The following is a 17,935-nucleotide window of genomic DNA, read 5'->3' on the forward strand; positions in this document are numbered from 1 at the left end:
TGATAATGCAGCTGAAAATCAGGGCTTCGCTGCCCGCACAAGTTCTGCAAACAGGCTTCGCTCGGCAGCATTCACCTGATATTCCGGGTGCCACTGCACGCCAACGCAGAAAGTATGATTGATCGCTTCGATCGCTTCAATCACACCATCATCGGCTACTGCACCCACGCGTAACTGGTGGTTGCCACTGATCACGGCCTGATGATGCAGGCTATTGACCATGCACTCATCGACACCCAGCATCTTGTGCAGGCGACTGTCAGGCATCAGGCGTATGCGATGCGCAGGCAGATCGCAGGGCATGTTTTGTTTATGCTCGATATGGCTGTCCACATCTGCTGGCAGATGCTGGAATAATTGCGCGCCCATTTCCACCGCGATCAATTGCATGCCGCCGCAAATTCCCAACACCGGCATATCCCGTGCCAGGGCGCCACGCAAAAGTGCCAGTTCAAATTCGGTGCGGTCTGATTTCAGGCACATGGCGGCGGTGTTGGCCTGGTTGCCGCCGTACAAGTGCGGATGGATATCAAACATGCCGCCGGTCAAAACAATGCCATCGACCAGATCGAGGTATTGGTCGATCAAATCCAGCTGGTATGGGAGCACGAAAGGGATGGCCCCACAGTCAGCAATAGCAGCGCAGTAATTTCTGCGCACGAAGAAATGTGATTCGATGCTGGTGGCTTCATCATTGCGGTCTGGCGTAATGCCAATGACAGGCTTGCTCATGGTTTTTACCCGATATGTGGATGACTGCCATTTTTGGCCCGAACAGGTTTTCAGGCAAACCAAAAATCCTATTGCTGGCATTAGTCATGCTAATGCGTCTAAACTGTGGGATATAATCTGGGAACGCCCTGCCCTTCATCGTGAAAGTAAGCCATGCCACAGCGCCAGTTGCTCACCCCCCTGATCTTGCATGCGATTAAATATTTCGATTCAGCCGCGCGGCACCGCAGCTTTACCCGCGCCGCCGAAGAATTGCATGTGACGCAGGGAGCAGTCAGCCAGCAGATCAAGGGACTCGAAGAACAGATCGGCGTCATGTTGTTCAAACGTCTGCCACGCGGGCTGGCGCTGACCCAGGAGGGTGAGCGGCTATACCGGGTCGCGCAAAAGGTATTGCGCGACCTGGAAGCAGAACTGCATGCGATACAGCCTGTCGCGCCGAACAAGACCCTGCTGATACGCGCATCCCCGTCATTTTCGATGATGTGGCTGATGCCGCGCCTCAACAGTTTCAGCCGCCTTTATCCTGAAATCAGCATACGCCTGCGCGGTGAATTATTTGGCATGAGTAATGCAATCATGAACCAGGAAGCCATCGACCTGCTGATCATGTATGGCAAACTACCCCAGCAAAGCGACCAGCAGGTCACCGTTCTGATGAATGAATACCTGATACCAGTAGCCAGTGCAGACTATCTGCAACAGCACGCGTCCATTCTTACCGCAACAGATTTTGCCAGCCACCGCTTGTTGCATGATGATTCGCCCTGGGAGGGCGCACCTGCCTATGAAGAATGGACATCGTGGCTACGCGCACTGACCAAAAGCAGCGATGAAGAAACCGATGACCTAGGCAGGCATGGCAATCAGTTCAACCTGTCGCAACTGGCAGTGAATGCAGCCCTGCAAGGACAGGGCCTGGCGATGGCGCGTGTCTCGCTGGTCATGGATGAATTAAACCGCAAGCAACTGGTGCCCGTCATTGCACAGCCGGTATTGTCGGCAGCCCATTACTTCCTGGTAATCAATCACAGCACGTCCAACCGGGATGCAGTCAAACTGTTCAAGGAATGGATTATCGAAGAATGCCAGACATTTGAGCTGGAAAGAGACAACTTCCTCAGGCAACTTACTGACGGGTCATAGCAAAAAGAATAGCCTTCATAACAAACTTGTCATGCATTAGCTGCGCTAATGGCACTCTATAGAAATTATGGTTTGTCCAGATGCAGTGATCGTAACAAGATGCGACTACGGATTCATCAACAAAACGCCAGACAAACGGCAAGCATCTTCAGTTCAGTTTCGCTGAGTGCATTGCCAGTTCAAAAGCGCGTCATCCGTTTGCCACCCGCCGCTTCGCGGGTGAATTATTGCCGCATATTGGAGGAATATCATGAACGTCAAATTTGCTTGTTTAAGCATTGCCAGCGCTATCGCACTTATCGGTCATCACCATGTCAACGCCCAGGACCTGATCGTCAGGATTGGTCATGTCAGCCCGCTTTCAGGCCCCTCAGCCCACATGGGGAAGGATACTGAAGAAGGTGCAAGGATGGCGATAGAAGAACTGAATGCCAAAAGTGTCACGATAGGCGGCAAAAAAGCAAAATTTGAATTGATGTCTGAAGATGATGCTGGCGACCCGAAACAGGCGACCTCGGTTGCGCAAAAAATGGTGGACGCCAAAGTCAATGGCGTCATTGGTCACATGAATTCAGGTACGACGATTCCTGCATCCAAAATCTATAATATCGCTGGCATACCGCAAATCTCGCCATCGGCAACGAATCCGAAATACACGCTGCAAGGCTTCAACACGGCTTTCCGCGTCGTCGCCAATGATGGTCAACTGGGCGGCACCCTGGGTCGCTTTGCCGTACAAATCAATCATGCCAAAAAGGTGGCAGTCATTGATGACCGTACTGCCTATGGCCAGGGCGTGGCAGATGAATTTGTCAAAGGCGTCACCGGCAAAGCTGGCGCAGATGCCATCGTCACACGCCAATACACGACGGACAAGGCAACCGATTTCAATGCTATCCTGACCATCATCAAGAGCAAAAGCCCCGATGTGGTGTTCTTCGGCGGCATGGATGCCGTTGGTGGCCCGATGTTACGCCAGATGAAGCAACTTGGTATAGAAGCCAAATTCTTTGGTGGCGATGGCATCTGCTCATCTGACTTACCCAATCTCGCCAGCGATGCGCTCGGCGAAAGCAAGGTCGTCTGCGCAGAAGCAGGTGGTGTAGAAGAAGCCAAGCGCGGCGAATTGAATAAATTCAAGGCCGCATTCAACAAACGTTTTGGTCACGATATCGTCCTCAACGCCCCCTATGCCTATGACAGCGTGATGACGATGGTGGAAGCCATGCAAAAAGCAGGCTCTGCAGAACCAGCCAAATACCTGCCTGCACTGAGCAAAATCCAGCACAAGGGCATCACTGGCATTATTGCCTTTGACAGCCACGGCGATATCCTCGATGGCACGCTGACGCTGTACACCTACAAGGCTGGCAAGCGCGAATTGCTGGCCATCACCAAATAACAGGGAAAGGCAGCGCGGGCGCAGGCATCTGCGCCCGGTATTTGCTGCATAAGTCACTGCACAAATCGCCATACAATTCACCCCACAGAAAAATCTGCCAACATGAACGCAATCCAAAGAAACCAACTGCGCCTGAGAGCAGCTATTTTTCCTGATGCCAGCATCAATACGCAGTTCTATATCGCCATAGAATTAATGGCGCAGCTGGTGATGGTCATGCCGGCGGCCAGGACCGTTGCCACACTGGCGAAAGTAAGCGGCCACAAGGCATCGGCAATCAGGCCGGTATTGGAAATACTTGCTGAATGTGGTCTGGTGAATGGTGATATCCATCAAAAAGACAGCTGGCTTTGTGGTAGCTGGCTTGGCAATCTGACACTGGCCCACATCTATAACTGCTTTTACCTGGCGGCTGAAAAATCTGCATCAGCCATAGAAAATGTCACTGATGCAGCAGGTATCACCGAGCAGAATAGCTATGCCAGTTTGCGCCTGTCGGATGCAAAAAAGAATAGCCTGGATTTATTGATGATGCAGGTAAAAATCACTGTCAATAATGCCGTGCTACAGCAACTGGAACAATTTGATCTGGAACGCCTGCGCGGTCTGGCGCCCTCAGGTTGCTTTCGCAGCCATCATGGCAGGCCGCGTAGTTATATCCCCGAACCCTGCTGAGGTTCAGCCCGGTGGATTGCCTGCCGCTACGATGCCAAGATCCTGCATGTTTTGCGGCGTGTAGCCCGCTTTCAACAAGGCGTGATTGAGTTCTTTGCGCATATGCAGCAGGGCGTGTTCAGTCTTGAGCAAACCCAGGCCCAGTTCTTCTATCAGCCGGGTGTGCAACAAGGGCGCACCGGTGACTGTGTCCCAGCCCAGCAGGTTATGGTTTTCATTGGCATCGACTTCGTGGTTATACAATTCCCACTGGGTATGGCTGACATTGCCCGGGTCCCAGTAACGTACCAGCTTCCATGGCTTTTCATAATACGACTGGATATGGTTGGGCTGTACCACCGGCCCTGAAGCTTTCAGCGGTTGCTCTGCCGTTGGTTCCCCGGTGGGGCTGGTCAGGCGTTCGGTGATATTGACATACCAGCCGTAACGGTCGGGGCTGTAATTGGTATCCAGCGGCGCAGTGATATTGTCATCGGATACAAAGAGCACGCCCTTGCGTTCTGGTTGCAGGCTACTGCCGATAATCACCGGCGATAAGTCTTCACCCGCCAGGGGCTCGACGGTATGGCCCTGTATGAATTTGCCCAGCGCCTCACGATCAGCCTGGTTAAAACCAGCAAGACCCAGCAAAGTCGGCACCCAGTCTACATGCGTGGTATGACTTTGTATGACGCGCATTTCCTTATCGGGATTGACCAGCGGTGATGAAATGATGGCTGGCACGTGTATGCTTTCCTGATAGGCGCCACACCACTTTTCTATCTGCCCGCCATGCGCGCCAGCCAGTTCACCATGGTCAGAAGTAAATACCACGATGGTATTTTTATCGAGACCACTTTCAAACAGGCGCTCCAGTACCGAACTGATTTCCAGGTTCACCAGATATTGCAGGTAAAGATAAAACGCCAGGTAATTGCGATACCACTCTTCTGCATTGGCTTGCATCTTGAACGGGTAAGGCGAAGGGATGAAGGCATACTGCCCGCGTAAGGTGGTCAGTGCCAGCTGGAATTTATACGAATAATCATACTGACAATCAGGCTTGCCGGACAAATCAGCGTTCCAATTGGCTGGCAGCCTGACCTCGCCAAGCTTGAAGCCACCCGGGTTAAGCGGCACGCGGTAAGTACCGGTGTAATTATTCGGCGCCTTGCCATAAGTGGGCGGCTGGCTATGCGTGCCCTGCATGGGCGCGCCATAAGGCACGATGGGTTGTTGTAAAGTTGCCTGCGTCGTCAGCGGGCCAGGTTGTTCTACCGCCGGTTGCCAGGGGAAAGGGTAAGCACCAATATCATGCGGGTTGACGAAAGAGGCCACCGCCAGCCACGGACGGATCTTGAAACTGGCGTTAGTAGGATTATTGCTGTTGATGATATTTGCTTCCACACCCAGCGCCTTGCGCCGCAGGAAGGTATTGATCAGATCGGTATAACTCTTGTCGCGGTACACGCCCAGGTTTGGCGTACCAAAGCGCTGGTCAGACGGTGAAGAATATTCCCAGTCCGCAAAACCCCATTGCTCCAGACTGGCCGCCGGTGGATTGGACAAATCCCAGCGGCCGAAATAATGGGTATCATAACCGGCAGCACGAAACCAGTCGCCCATGGTTGGCACGCCATCTTGCGGCAACCACGGAAAAGCCGGGTCAGTATCAATCTTGAACATGCCCTCGGTCTGGGTAACGCCACTACGTGCGCTATATTGACCCGTCATGATGGTCGCCCGCCCCGGCACACAGGCAATGCTGGAACAGGTATGATTTTGCAACGATACGCCATGTTCACGCAAGAGACGAAAGCCGGGGAACAGGTCGGCATAAGGGTTACCTGCCAGGTCGCCCTGCTGAAAGCGCAGGATCTTGTATAGGGGCTCAAGCGGATCATCAGGATACAGCGGCGCATAACGCATCTGGTCTACCAGGATGAAAAGGATATTCGGTCTTGGTGTCGCCGTATCTTTGTTCATGATGATCTTTCAAGCTGGTAGCGTTAGATTAATCAATTAATAATTAATTTATTGATAATATTACGGCTACTTTTTCAAAAAGAAAAGTAAAAACTACAACAATCTGATTTTCTTTTTTTTGAGTCTGCCGATGGCTGGGTCGCACACACAGGATGGACTCGCAAAGGCAGCTCGCAAAAAAACCAGGGACCAGATTGAATATCAATCTGGTCCCTGGTGGTCATCTTTTAACGCGATGAAACTGATCAGCCTGCTGGCAGACCTCTGATGATCATGCCGGTACGGGCTTCATGGCAGGCGTAGCCGCCACCATGCGCTGGATGAAATACATCAGCACCGCCGTGATCAACACCGTTCCCACCAGGATATAACCCAGCACTTCAAAGTGTTGGATACTACCAGTGGCAGACTGGCTGACGATCAGCCCGGCAACAACAGAACCGACACCGCCGGCGATCTGTTGCAGGGATGAATTCACCGCCATGAATGAACCCCGGCTGGCAGGTGCAGGGACAGCCGACATCAGCGCCTGTGCCGGTATCATGCGTGAAAATATGCCGACAAACAGCACCACATTAACGACAATCACCCAGGGTAAAGGTGTGACGCCCAGGTTGGTATAAATAACGACCATGATGATGGTCAGTGCAGCACCAAAAAGGAACACACGGTATTTGCCGAATGCATCACTGAGCTTGCCAACCAGCGGGCCGGTAATGATGGCGCAGACACCGGTGATCAGGTAGATGACAGGAAGATGCGTCATCTCTATACCCAGGTTATTCACCGTGAACGCACTGCCAAACGGCATCAGCATATAACCGCCGACACTTAACAGGCCAGTCGCGGCAAACGCCAGCAGATATCGTGGCGTTGCCACAGTCGTTTTCAAATGATGGAAAGGACTGCGGTCAGGATGCAGTTTCAAATGCCCGTCAATAGGTTTCAGGTTAATCACGATAACCACGCCCACGATGGCAGCAATTGCCACAATCATGAAGAAAGGCGCATGCCAGCCCCAGTGATTGGAAAGGAAAAGCCCAATCGGCAAACCCAGCACCTGGCTGCCACCAAAAGCTGATTGCAGCACACCCATGACACGACCACGCACTTCAAACGGGAACAGGTCAGTGGTAATGGCAAATACAATGGAACCGATGACACCACCAAACAGCCCCGTTACGATACGGGCGAACAGCAGGAAGTAAAAATTCGGCGCCAGTCCACACAACAGGGTGCCGAGCACAAAGCCGCAATAGAAAAACAGCAGCAGTTTTTTACGGTCAAAGCGGTCAGCAAAACCGGCTGCCAAAAACCCGGCAATACCGGCACTGAAAGCATAGGCGGACACCACCACACCAAATTGCGATGGCGTGATTTTTAAGGCTGGCATCAGGATTGCGCCCAAAGGCGACATGATCATGAAATCCAGAATGATAGTAAATTGCAAAAAGGCCAGGATGGCCAGTACAAATTTTTGATAGCCGGTAAATGCTATGACGGGTTTTACATTTTCCATATGATCCATTCTTTTTCTTTTAGGTTTGCTGAACACATAGTAATGGGTTTTATGAAGTTCAGCTCGCGTTGTCACTGGTGCCTGATCAAAGCTTAGTCAACACTTTATCAAAGCAAAATCAAGCACCGGCCTGGTGATATTTACTCATTGGTTACGACTGCAGAAAAGACTTCCTTGAAAAAAGGAACCGGGTCGCTGGAATGAAATGCCTCGGTAAATTCCAGTGTCATTTTTGCGGTCTGACCGTTTCGTCCGCGCATCTCTTTTTCATATGCCGCGATGGCTGCATGCATACTGGCAAAACCAGGGTCAAGCAAGTTGTCGGCAAGTACCATGGCATCCTGCATGGCCATGTTGACGCCTTCGCCTGCGTAAGGTGGCATGACGTGGGCAGCATCTCCCAGCATGGTCAGGTCAGGCAGGCTCTGCCAGTCCTGGTTGGCAGGTGCACAGAACTGCGGGCGTGGTATCAAAGGCAGGCTGGCATTTTCTATCAAAGCGTCCCACATTGCATTCCAGCCATGGAATTCTTTTTTGAACCAGCCCAGCACTTGCACCCGGTCAGAAAAGTCGATGCCGCAATTGTCCGGCCAGCCAGGTTCGGCTTTATGTCCGGTATAAAAAGCTACCGTATCATCGCCCTTTAAGACAATAATCAGTGTTTTTTTGTTCCCCAGTACACAAATTTTTCCACCATTCAACAGTTTGTGTATTTGTGGCATGGTTTTTTCCACCTCATGCACTGCCCCCTCAACTACTGTCACACCGGAATAAACCGGCGCGATCGAAGTAATATACGGGCGCACTTTTGAATTGGCACCGTCTGCTGCAATCACCAAATCTGCCAAAGCTGTTTTGCCATTTTTGAATGTGAGTTCAACGCCATCCCCGGTTCTTTGCAACGACAGGAACTGGGCGTCCCACACTACCGTATCAGCGTCCAGCGAAGCCAGCAGCAATTCACGCAACGGCCCACGATCTATTTCCGGCCGGCTTTCAACGCCATCGCTGTCATCCGCTTCGTCGATAAGAATATTCGCACTGCCATCAACGAAGATCATTTTATCTGCACCAGGCCGGTATGCTTTTTTGAAGGATTCCATCAAACCGGCCTTGATGATGGCATCAAGGCCGGAACCCGCATTCAAATTCAGGGTAGCCCCCTGCACCCGCGCTGCCGGACTTGCATCGCGTTCATATACTTTGACGCTTGCACCATTCATCTGTAACAGGCGGGCAAGTATCAAACCGCCTGGGCCAGCACCAATGATGGCGATGTTTTTGTCTTGTATGGGGCTGCGCTTTTGTAGTTGTGTCATGGAGGATGGTCCTGGTTTGCTATTTTCAGGCAATCTTTGCAGCGCCCTTGCATGGCTGACGTCGCTGGCTGGAAAATATTGTAAAAATAGGTGTTTACTTGATCATGCGAACTTTAATTTAATTAAATTAAAAAGTAAAGTCACTTAAATATTTTATTTACTTGGATTTATAGATGGCTTACAATAAAGCCATCAAGAACAGGAGTTCCCCATGGGATTGCGAGAACTGAAAAAAACCAAGACCCGTAAAATGATTTCTGACCTGGCAACCAGGTTGTTCATCGAGAAAGGTTATGCCGAAGTCACCACGGCTGAAATCGCCAGGCTGGCAGAAGTCTCTGTGCCTACGCTATTTAATTACTTTCCCACCAAGGAAACCCTGGTATTCGATGAAGAGGCAGAACGTGAAGAAAAATTGATTGCGGCAGTGACTTCACGAGAACCTGGCGTCAGCATACTTGATGCATTGCATGAGCATTTTTCCAGTTCCATCGCACTTAGCCCTGAAAAGCTGAAGCACTTCAGCACATTCAAGAAATTGATTGATACCACACCAGAACTTTCCGGCTATGCAAAACAGATGTGGATGCGCTATGAACAGTCGCTAGCGACGGTGCTGCAAAAAGAAGCTGAAAACAAGATACAAAAAGTGGAAGCAGAAGCCATCGCCCACTTCATCCTGGATTCTTTTCACAGAGCCTTGAAAACATCAACTCCAAAAACATCGCTGAACACATTGTTCAAGTTATTGAAAGAAGGCTGGAAGGAATAAGCCGCAAGACCAGGGCATGATTGGCAAAGCAGTCAATTGACGCCAGGATAAACCTTGAACCAGACAAGCAACATCAGGGCAGCAGCAACCAGCCAGACTGAAGTGGCCGCAACCAGGGTCACCACCAATGTGGTCCGGGTGCTGAGCCAGACTACGGCTAGCAGATAAGCCGCATACGGGATCAGTGACCACAGCCCAAAAAGTGCGGTGGTTTGCAACGCCGCTGCCGGACGGCTTGTGCCGACGACGAAATGGGCAATCAATGCAAACGTGGGGAATAAGGGCACCAGCCCGGCCAGGACGAAATACCGTGATTTTGACGCCAGTGCGATGAGCAAAACTGCCAATGCACCCAGCAGGCATTTCAGTAATAGCGAGATCATGTCAGTCTGGTCTTGTCAACGAAACCAAAGTCTAGCAGAGATCACTGGCCTGATTGCAAGCCATGCCGTGCCGTGCAATTTTTATCTCCGGCACTGCACGGGTAGACGATGTGCCTGGGCTCAATCGTGATTTGTCTTGCCGAAACTATACCGCAGACCAAGCCAGATCATGCGCGGCGCACCTGGAGTATAAAAAGTGGTGCCACTGGTGTCTGAATTGCTATACCCGCCCCCCGGTGTAATCGCGTACGGCCCCAGTTGTCCGGCAGTGTAATACTGCTGGTTAAACAGGTTGCTGACATTGACGAATAGTTTCAGTTGGGAACAGGATCTGAAACTGTAACTGGCAGACAGGTTGGCCACTGCGTAACCGGGTATGCGTCCTGATCCGAAGCTTGTTTTGCCATCAGCAAGATGCGCATTATTTTCATTCCCCCGCACGAAACTCTGACCAATAGCCAGCAATTCAAGGCCCGCAGAAAGCCCGGCGTCAAATTCATAATTGAAATGGGCCTTGAAGATTTGTTGCGGAATCAGCGGCAGCCTGTCACCAGGCTGGACGCGGATATTGCCACCCGCGTCAGCAGCACTGTTGTTTTGCGAACCCAGCAGGTCGCTACTCTGGTAAGTCGCCTTCATCCAGGTGTAATGCATGCCCAGGCTTAGCTGGTCAAAGTTGGCAGACATCCCCGCTTCCAGCCCCTGTCGCCGGGTCTTGTCAAAGTTCTTGAAGTAACCAGTGGCTGCGGAGTTGGCAACGAACAGGATGTCATCCACGTTGTCGCCGCGAAAGACACCGGCATTCCAATTCATTTTCCCAAACAGCTTGCCGCGCAGGCCAGCTTCCCAGGTTTTGGAAATGACTTGCTTCAAGGCCGGGTCACCTGCCATGGAGTTGGGTAGGCGGCAACCAAAATTGGGGTCCGCACAACCCAGTTCTATCGATGTTGGCGTCCGGCTGCTTTCGCCATACGACAGGTAAGCATTGATTGCGCGGTTGGGTACAAAGCTGAGGCCCAGGGCCGGATTAAAGCGGCTGAAATGATGATCCCCATCCAGTGAACCACGCTGGCTGCCTTTGGTGGTGGCATTATGATAGGGATACAGATGGTCGGTGTTGTTGAGAATCAACTTGTTATAACGACCGGAAATACTCAGATGCCAGATATCGGCCAGGGACAGGGTGTCGCTGGCAAACAGGCTCCAGCTTGTCGTTTGGCCGCTTAAATCAACACGCTGATCGAAAGCATTTTCAGAATTCTGGGTGCCATCCGCGAAGGCATTCACAGGGCTGATGCTGCGGTCGGCATTCAGGTAGCCAAACTGGCTGGCCTGGGCGAAGCTGGTGCGACTGGCATCATAGGCGGCACCCGCAACAACCTGGTGACGCACAGTCGCGGCCTGGCTCTGGAAACTTAACTGGCCGCTGAGGCCGTAATTTTGCTGATGGGTGTTCGTTGCTGTAATGAGACCATTGCACTTTTCATTGGGTTCGGCATTCATACCCGCCTGTGAGATGCAGCGCAGGCTGGGGAAGGCATAGGTGGCACTGGTCTTGCTGTTGTTGCTTTCATTGGCCGCACTATAGCCATGTGCCAGCAGCCAGGCTTTGTCTGCTGCCTGCCCGGTGTAATACACAGACTCACCCAATGCATCTTCGTTCAGGTCGCCATTGGTCGTCGCGGTACGGGTATTGCGGTAATAGACATTACCAGACAATAAAAGCTTGTCACTGAGGCTGGCCTTGCCTTCCAGGTTCAGGAAACCGGCACGGTTATTTGTCACGTCAGGCAAGGTATAGACACTGGCGTAGCGGCTGGCCAGCAATTGCTGCTCCTGAGAACCGTTCCCCGTCATTTTGCTGCTGGCCCAGGCATAGCTGAGCTTGAACTCTGCCTGGCTGTCATGCCAGCCCAGCTTGCCAAAGAATTGTCCCAGTCGTGAAGGTGAGGCATCCCGCCAGCCATCTTCGCTATAGGTATTTGCCACGAAGAACCAGTCCAGCCCCTTGTGATTGATGCCACCATGCTCAAGGCTGATGGTATTGCGGCCATAGCGCCCGGCGCCCATTTCAATCGCAGTCCCGGCATCGTGACGACCATCCTTTGTTTGCAGCACGAGTGCGCCGCCCAGAGTGTTCAGGCCAAACAGCGGGTTGGCACCGGACATCAGTGTCACGTTCGAGATCGCTGCCTTGGGAATCAAATCCCACATGACCACATCGCCAAAGGGCTGGTTCAGGCGCACGCCATCCATATAGACAGACAGGCCCTGCGGCGTTCCCAGCAGGGGCGACGCGGTATAGCCGCGATAGCTGACATCATTCATGTACGGGTTGCCCTGCACATCGTTGACATGCACGCTGCCAAGGCTGCGGTTGAGAAAATCAGAAATAGTCAGCGCGCCGCTCTTTGCCATATCACGGCTGCTGGCAGTCTGCACTGCGGCAGGAATTTGCTCCCTCACCAGCCCCATGCCAGGCAAGGCGGTAGTGCCTATGATTTCTACCACCGGTGTCGGGGCAATGTCAGTCACAGCATCCACACGTGCGTGAGCATGTATGGGGGCGGTAATGCACAGTCCGGCCAGGGCAAACCTGTGCAGCAGGAATTTGCGTACAGGCAGATTTCTCATGGTGCGCAATAAGACTTGTTAAATGAATACTTAATTTAACATTATTGCAATATACACACCATGAAAATGCTATCTAAAAATGAAAAGAGCAGTTATTTGAGCAATATGACAACAGTCTTGGCCAAAGCCCATATCAGGCTCATAGTGCATGATATGGCAGTTCCTGCTGCTCACTACCTATGAAAACGCTCAATCACCGAGATCAATCAGGGCCGACAGCGCCACGCCTTGCGGCTCTGTATACATGGCCACGACCCAGGCCTGATGCGTGCGGGACGCGGCCTGGTTCAGCACTTCCACCACGAATTGTATGGATGCCCTGTCCAGCGCGGCAAATGGATCATCGAGCAAAATGACAGTAGCACCCGCTGCAAAAGCCGCAGCCAGCCAGACCTTGCGCTTGCTGCCTGTCGATAACATGAACAACTGTTTGTTCAGATGAGGTGCCAGCCCCAGGCCTTCAATCATCTGCGCCAATAGCACATCGTCAAACTGGGGATAACGGGCATGTAACGAAGCAAAATAATCCGGCACCGCCATCTGGTCAAATTCTTCTGTACGCGGGTCTATCCAGAATACCTGGCTGCGGTAGACATCTGGCTGCGCATGCAAGAAGACACCCTGTATCTGCAACTGTCCTGTCTCAGCGGGCATGGCACCTGCCAGCAATTGCAGCAAACTGGTCTTGCCACGCCCATCGCCACCGCGCACCAGGGTGATACCCGTCTTGATGTCGTAGGTGCAGTTGCTGAATAATGCGTGACCCGGATAATGAAAGCTGAGATCAGTGGCTTGCAGTACCGTGTTTTGCTGTGCGCTCATTAAATGATGCATCCTCTGGCTTGTTGCCTGTTATGTTTAATCGACATCCTGACCCGGCAGTGGACCGATTACGGATTTTACTATCACCATGCAAGACTGGCTATGTGCCCACTTCGCCATACATCCAGTGCTGGCTTGAATAAGCACCCCAGCCGTCTGCATCACCGTCAGCATGCCAAAGGCTGCCATTTTCCTCTACCCTGTCTGGCAGCCTCAACTGCCATTCTTCAGAGAGCCGTCGCCCTTCTATGCCTGCGATATGGCACTGGCCGTCACTGCCATCTGCTGTTAGCTTGCTCATGAAGTAGGCTTCGTCAAGATAGATGCAAATCTCGCTGGCATGCATATCGGGCAGGCAAATACACGCAGTGACATGGCAGGCAGCTGCCCATGCCGGTTTGACTTTTGCCAGCCGTGCGCAGGTATCGATGAGCAACTGGGCAACAGTCCGTTTGATTTCAGGCGTACTGTAAGGACCTTCGACCAGTGCCCAGTCGGTAGGGATTTTCCAGTTCCAGTATAAGCGATTCTCAGCAAGCTCTTTTTGCGAAGGAAATTGTTCGCTGACGCTAAGTCCCCATTTTTCAAGCGCACGCAGGCGGCGCGCAATGCCACGCAATTTCTTTACCGGCTGGCGATCAGCTGACTTGCTCATTGAAGATGAGATCCTTATAAACGCGGGTCAGTCATTGGTGACCAGTCTTTATCGCACAATCTCCAGCTTTACTATGATATTGCCGACATAGTGCACGCGCACTATCTTCCCTTGCCATATCGGGCCACCGTGTGCCGATGTGCGGTTGAAGCCAGCGTTCACCGTATTATCAGAGAAAGAGAAACATACATCCCGCACGCAAAAATGCTCACTGCCATGACCACTGGCCGGCATGGGGCTGAACTCAGTGACTACCCCTTCGACAACTTTCGCCCGGTTTTCGGCAATAGCATTTTTAGCGGACAGATAATCCGTATAAGTCGTGATTGAACCCAGGGTAAAAACAACACTAACGGTGAAGAAAAACCAGCGAAATGCTTTCGTCGATACGGATGCAGGCCCCGTAAAAGGCAGGGCGTCAGCATAGCGCAATAAAATTGCACCGATGAGCGTCAGCAGCAAACCTATTGCGGGAAAATACCAGGCATCGTAGCCGTTTGCCGAGGCATCAAACACCATTTGATAATTAAGCGGATTCATCGGCAGCACGACAAACATATCCTGTTAGCGAAAGACCAGCCAGTTCGCAATCACTCGTTATTAACGATCACCTGGCTGGCGAAACCGCTCATTTTAATGCAAAGACTGAAGTGCTGACTGAGCCCACTTTTTTTCAATAAAAACCAAGCCGATCAAATCACTTGTAAAAATGGCTTATACAGATAATCTGTAGGTTATGTCTTCTTCGCCTCTGGTGGAACCAGGCATTCATCGGAGATCACTGTGGAATGCAATATCTGTTCAGTCGTGGCATCAGCTCCTGATACACCATCGATTTTGCAACCCGGATTGGTGGTGTACAGCGTCCCTGAAAAGTTTGAATTATTCGCGGTCTCTTTTGGCGTGACAAAGCACGCATCTGAAATCACCTTGGCATTGTGCATTTGATTGATATCAGCCACAGAGCCTGCCACGCCATCAAATGTACAGCCCTCGTTTCGCGGATAAAATGTTTTCGAGCTTGTTACTTCGCGTACGGTGTGGGAACTCTTGCGTTCACTGCAAGCGCCTAGCATCAGGCTCAACATCAAGGTACAGATAACAATGCCATGGGATCGGGTGAACATATTTTCTTTCTTTACGGGGCGGTTGAGGGACAGGCATTCTTTTCGAATGGCTGATTTTAGCTAGCCCCGCTGAGAAGGCCAACGGTAATAGCTGACTGAAATCACCACTGGCCCTGCTGCCACAGTTTTTTATGGCATACCCCTGCGCATTGCCCGCGCAAGCAAGAAATCACGTTCCGGCGTATCACCTCTTCCTGCTTATATCCACTGTGATAATTTTTTATTGAAAGAGCGCGCTGCTGTCACCGGCAAGCAACATCTGCGGGACCTGGATAAAAGCAGTAAACACACCTGTACCACCTGGACGGTCTAGCACAAAGACCATGTCGTAACGTGAACCTGGCCAGGCCTGTGTGGGCAGGTTAGAAAAAGAAATTGTCCCTGTCTTCTTCAGAATCTCATTGACGATGGAATCCTGACCAGGCCCTTGCCAGATATCTTCGTGCTGCCATGCGATGAGCACCGTGCCGGATTGCGCCAGCACGCTAGCTACCATGCCATCAATGTGCTTATATTGACTTTTGCCAAACGAAGTATTGGCTGTGATATTTAACTTGGCAGCCAGTGCAGAGATAGTCTGGTATGGCCTCTGGCTGGGTTCCTTGTTTTCGGTGGATGCCGGATTGGCAGCGTAGATGAAAGCAGGCGTCGCCAATTCCGCATTCTGGAACTGGCCATTGGTGGGAGAGAACAAATTTGCGATACCACCTGCACGCTCCCAGCCCAGCGTAATCAGGGATTCCTTGTCACTGCTGCCGAGCAAATTGATACCGCCAAACTCGTTTGCGCCATACGTACCAGGTTTTTCTGCATGGCGGATGATCATGATTTTGCTTGGCCCCATGTTTTTCCTTTACGAGTTGAGTGATGTGCTTATCGGTACCGATCGATAATTGTAATAATACGACAACGATGCTGGCAAACGCGGCTTTCCTGACTTATTTACGCTGTCAGTTGCGTTGAAGCCTGTGCAAGTTCTTTCCCAAGAAAAATTGACCCTGAAAAAAAAATCGGCCAAAGAAAACTTCTTGCAAGCTCATACAAGATGAATATACAATTCATATACGTTTCGTATATAGATATAGGAATATCAAATGGGCATAGTCAACATCGATGATGAACTGCATGATCAGTTACGCAAGGCAAGCGCAGTGGGTTGCCGTTCCATCAATGCGCAGGCTGCCTTTTGGATCAAGATAGGCATGTTGTGCGAAATGAATCCTACGCTGACTTTCAATGAGATCGCTGTGCGGGAACTGCGTGCCGCTGGCATTGAGACCCCGGTTTTCAAGGCTGCCTGAGCATGACCAAGCGACCAGAAGAAATCGTCTTGATGGCAGAAGCGGGCAAGCTGCTGGCAAATGTCTTCAGTTACCTTGACGAGCTGGCCCTGGCAGGCATGTCGACCATGCAGGTCAATGACATGGTCGATGGCTTCATCGTCAATGAACTCAATGCGCGGCCTGCCAGCAAGGGGCAATACGGGTATGCCTATGCCTTGAATTCTTCGCGCAACAATGTTGTTTGCCATGGCGTCCCGTCTCCTGTCGATATCCTGCAGGACGGCGATATCGTGAATTTCGATATCACGCTGGAAAAGAATGGCTATATCGCCGACTCCAGCAAAACCTACCTCGTCGGCAATGTATCATCCACGGCAAAGCGGCTTGTACAAGTGACCTATGAAGCCATGTGGAAAGGCATCAAAGCCGTGCGCCCGGGTGCACGGCTTGGTGACGTAGGTCATGCCATCGAGCGGCATGCCCGGCAAAATGGTTATTCGGTCGTCAGGGAATATTGCGGGCATGGCATAGGCCGCGAAATGCACGAACCGCCCCAGGTGCTGCACTGGGGCAGGCCGCGCACCGGACTGGTGTTACAAGAAGGCATGGTATTCACCATAGAACCCATGATCAACCAGGGCCGCCATGATGTCCAAACTGAAGATGACGGCTGGTCAGTCGTTACGACCGATGGGAAACTGTCAGCACAGTTTGAACATACGGTGGCGGTTACAAGAAATGGCGTGCGCGTTCTGACCTTGCGGCCAGGGGAAAGCGCACCGGGTTGATCCAGTTGCCGGATATGTCATGCGCTGGAACTGCCCCGCCTTGCGCTGTCCCGCTCCTTCAATGACGTTTTTCAGAAGCAATTCACTAGTCTTCAATCAATGCCAGGCCCTTGCGTATTTTTTCTTTAAGACCATCAATCATCTGTTGCAATACTTCTGGCGGGTGCCCAGTCCAGTCATCTACCCTGCCGACGATGCGCAGAGGCTGACGTGAGCGGTAGGATTGCGTAATGTTACCGGGAAAACGTTTATTGGTCAGGTTGGGGTCATCTTCAAAGCTGCCAGTGGGTTCAACGATGTAGATGTAGCCGCGGCCCTCTGCCCCAGTAAGTGAAGTGGACAATTCTGCACCCCAGACTGCGGGTTCCAGAAGGGCAGTGAAATACACATTGTTTGAAACCCGCCCCTCTTCGAAGTTGGATACGAAACCCGGTACCAACAACGCACCTATTTCAAGATCGTATTTCGTGCCATGATAAAACGGCCCTTTTACATTGCTGCAATTTTCATGGGTAACTGCCTTCCAGTCTGAATCGCTCATGTGCGTATTTCCTTCAAGTTTCGTTTTTTAACCAAGCGTGAACACTGGTAGACATTGATAATGCATGCATCGTTCACAGCCTTGCGACAGATTGCATGAAATCCTTTGTTTAACCGTCGCCAACCTGGCTTATGAAGAAAACACTCTCGCCCATATTTATGAAATAAGCTCC

The 17,935-nt window shown here is 51.5% G+C and carries 18 protein-coding genes; 6 read left to right on the top strand and 12 right to left on the bottom strand.

The window, feature by feature from the left end:
• Nucleotides 1-18: 18 nt before the first annotated feature.
• Nucleotides 19-732: a gamma-glutamyl-gamma-aminobutyrate hydrolase family protein gene (locus tag ACO0LH_RS04580; protein WP_422939850.1), complete on the bottom strand. Its 714-nt coding sequence runs from the start codon at nucleotides 730-732 to the stop codon at nucleotides 19-21.
• Nucleotides 733-885: 153 nt separating this feature from the next.
• On the opposite strand from ACO0LH_RS04580, the gene ACO0LH_RS04585 reads away from it, so the two are divergent.
• The 3 genes from ACO0LH_RS04585 to ACO0LH_RS04595 all read left to right on the top strand — a co-directional run bounded on the left by ACO0LH_RS04585 (nucleotide 886) and on the right by ACO0LH_RS04595 (nucleotide 3,955).
• Nucleotides 886-1,878 carry a LysR substrate-binding domain-containing protein gene (locus ACO0LH_RS04585; RefSeq protein ID WP_422939851.1) on the top strand — a complete coding sequence of 331 codons (993 nt, stop codon included), beginning with the start codon at nucleotides 886-888 and terminating at the stop codon, nucleotides 1,876-1,878.
• Nucleotides 1,879-2,128: 250 nt separating this feature from the next.
• The gene (locus ACO0LH_RS04590; RefSeq protein ID WP_422939852.1) at nucleotides 2,129-3,280 is read left to right on the top strand and encodes a branched-chain amino acid ABC transporter substrate-binding protein; all 1,152 of its coding nucleotides are present in this window, start codon (nucleotides 2,129-2,131) and stop codon (nucleotides 3,278-3,280) included.
• Nucleotides 3,281-3,382: 102 nt separating this feature from the next.
• Entirely contained in the window at nucleotides 3,383-3,955 is a 573-nt protein-coding gene (locus ACO0LH_RS04595; RefSeq protein ID WP_422939853.1) for a hypothetical protein, read from the top strand.
• A 3-nt stretch (nucleotides 3,956-3,958) separates the two neighbouring features.
• On the opposite strand, the gene ACO0LH_RS04600 is transcribed toward ACO0LH_RS04595, so the two are convergent.
• The 3 genes from ACO0LH_RS04600 to ACO0LH_RS04610 all read right to left on the bottom strand — a co-directional run bounded on the left by ACO0LH_RS04600 (nucleotide 3,959) and on the right by ACO0LH_RS04610 (nucleotide 8,758).
• Complete coding sequence (locus tag ACO0LH_RS04600; protein ID WP_422939854.1) at nucleotides 3,959-5,920, bottom strand: sulfatase-like hydrolase/transferase; 1,962 nt, start codon at nucleotides 5,918-5,920, stop codon at nucleotides 3,959-3,961.
• A 271-nt stretch (nucleotides 5,921-6,191) separates the two neighbouring features.
• On the bottom strand, nucleotides 6,192-7,448 hold the full coding sequence (locus tag ACO0LH_RS04605) for an MFS transporter (protein WP_422939855.1): 1,257 nt from the start codon (nucleotides 7,446-7,448) through the stop codon (nucleotides 6,192-6,194).
• A gap of 131 nt (nucleotides 7,449-7,579) precedes the next feature.
• Nucleotides 7,580-8,758, bottom strand: coding sequence for an FAD-dependent oxidoreductase (locus tag ACO0LH_RS04610; RefSeq protein ID WP_422939856.1), 1,179 nt, complete (start codon nucleotides 8,756-8,758; stop codon nucleotides 7,580-7,582).
• Between the two features lie 211 nt (nucleotides 8,759-8,969).
• On the opposite strand from ACO0LH_RS04610, the gene ACO0LH_RS04615 reads away from it, so the two are divergent.
• Nucleotides 8,970-9,530: a TetR/AcrR family transcriptional regulator gene (locus ACO0LH_RS04615; protein ID WP_422939857.1), complete on the top strand. Its 561-nt coding sequence runs from the start codon at nucleotides 8,970-8,972 to the stop codon at nucleotides 9,528-9,530.
• A gap of 32 nt (nucleotides 9,531-9,562) precedes the next feature.
• On the opposite strand, the gene ACO0LH_RS04620 is transcribed toward ACO0LH_RS04615, so the two are convergent.
• The 7 genes from ACO0LH_RS04620 to ACO0LH_RS04650 form a co-directional block, all read right to left on the bottom strand.
• Nucleotides 9,563-9,913 (bottom strand): GlpM family protein, encoded by a 351-nt coding sequence (locus ACO0LH_RS04620; RefSeq protein ID WP_422939858.1) that lies wholly within the window; start codon nucleotides 9,911-9,913, stop codon nucleotides 9,563-9,565.
• A 120-nt stretch (nucleotides 9,914-10,033) separates the two neighbouring features.
• Nucleotides 10,034-12,547 (bottom strand): TonB-dependent receptor, encoded by a 2,514-nt coding sequence (locus ACO0LH_RS04625; protein WP_422939859.1) that lies wholly within the window; start codon nucleotides 12,545-12,547, stop codon nucleotides 10,034-10,036.
• A 189-nt stretch (nucleotides 12,548-12,736) separates the two neighbouring features.
• Entirely contained in the window at nucleotides 12,737-13,369 is a 633-nt protein-coding gene (locus tag ACO0LH_RS04630; protein WP_422939860.1) for an ABC transporter ATP-binding protein, read from the bottom strand.
• A gap of 100 nt (nucleotides 13,370-13,469) precedes the next feature.
• The gene (locus ACO0LH_RS04635) at nucleotides 13,470-14,024 is read right to left on the bottom strand and encodes a DUF3916 domain-containing protein (RefSeq protein ID WP_422939861.1); all 555 of its coding nucleotides are present in this window, start codon (nucleotides 14,022-14,024) and stop codon (nucleotides 13,470-13,472) included.
• A gap of 48 nt (nucleotides 14,025-14,072) precedes the next feature.
• Nucleotides 14,073-14,573: a hypothetical protein gene (locus ACO0LH_RS04640; RefSeq protein ID WP_422939862.1), complete on the bottom strand. Its 501-nt coding sequence runs from the start codon at nucleotides 14,571-14,573 to the stop codon at nucleotides 14,073-14,075.
• A gap of 185 nt (nucleotides 14,574-14,758) precedes the next feature.
• Nucleotides 14,759-15,151 (bottom strand): hypothetical protein, encoded by a 393-nt coding sequence (locus tag ACO0LH_RS04645; protein WP_422939863.1) that lies wholly within the window; start codon nucleotides 15,149-15,151, stop codon nucleotides 14,759-14,761.
• A gap of 220 nt (nucleotides 15,152-15,371) precedes the next feature.
• Entirely contained in the window at nucleotides 15,372-15,995 is a 624-nt protein-coding gene (locus ACO0LH_RS04650) for a hypothetical protein (RefSeq protein ID WP_422939864.1), read from the bottom strand.
• Nucleotides 15,996-16,245: 250 nt separating this feature from the next.
• On the opposite strand from ACO0LH_RS04650, the gene ACO0LH_RS04655 reads away from it, so the two are divergent.
• Complete coding sequence (locus tag ACO0LH_RS04655) at nucleotides 16,246-16,452, top strand: ParD-like family protein (protein WP_422939865.1); 207 nt, start codon at nucleotides 16,246-16,248, stop codon at nucleotides 16,450-16,452.
• Nucleotides 16,453-16,454: 2 nt separating this feature from the next.
• Complete coding sequence (map, locus tag ACO0LH_RS04660) at nucleotides 16,455-17,222, top strand: type I methionyl aminopeptidase (protein ID WP_422939866.1); 768 nt, start codon at nucleotides 16,455-16,457, stop codon at nucleotides 17,220-17,222.
• 85 nt (nucleotides 17,223-17,307) lie between these two features.
• Here the strand turns inward: map and arr are convergent, their stop codons facing one another.
• Entirely contained in the window at nucleotides 17,308-17,763 is a 456-nt protein-coding gene (gene arr / locus ACO0LH_RS04665) for an NAD(+)--rifampin ADP-ribosyltransferase (protein ID WP_422939867.1), read from the bottom strand.
• Nucleotides 17,764-17,935 lie beyond the last annotated feature (172 nt).

This window comes from Undibacterium sp. TJN19, from assembly GCF_049339485.1.
Classification (GTDB): domain Bacteria; phylum Pseudomonadota; class Gammaproteobacteria; order Burkholderiales; family Burkholderiaceae_D; genus Undibacterium.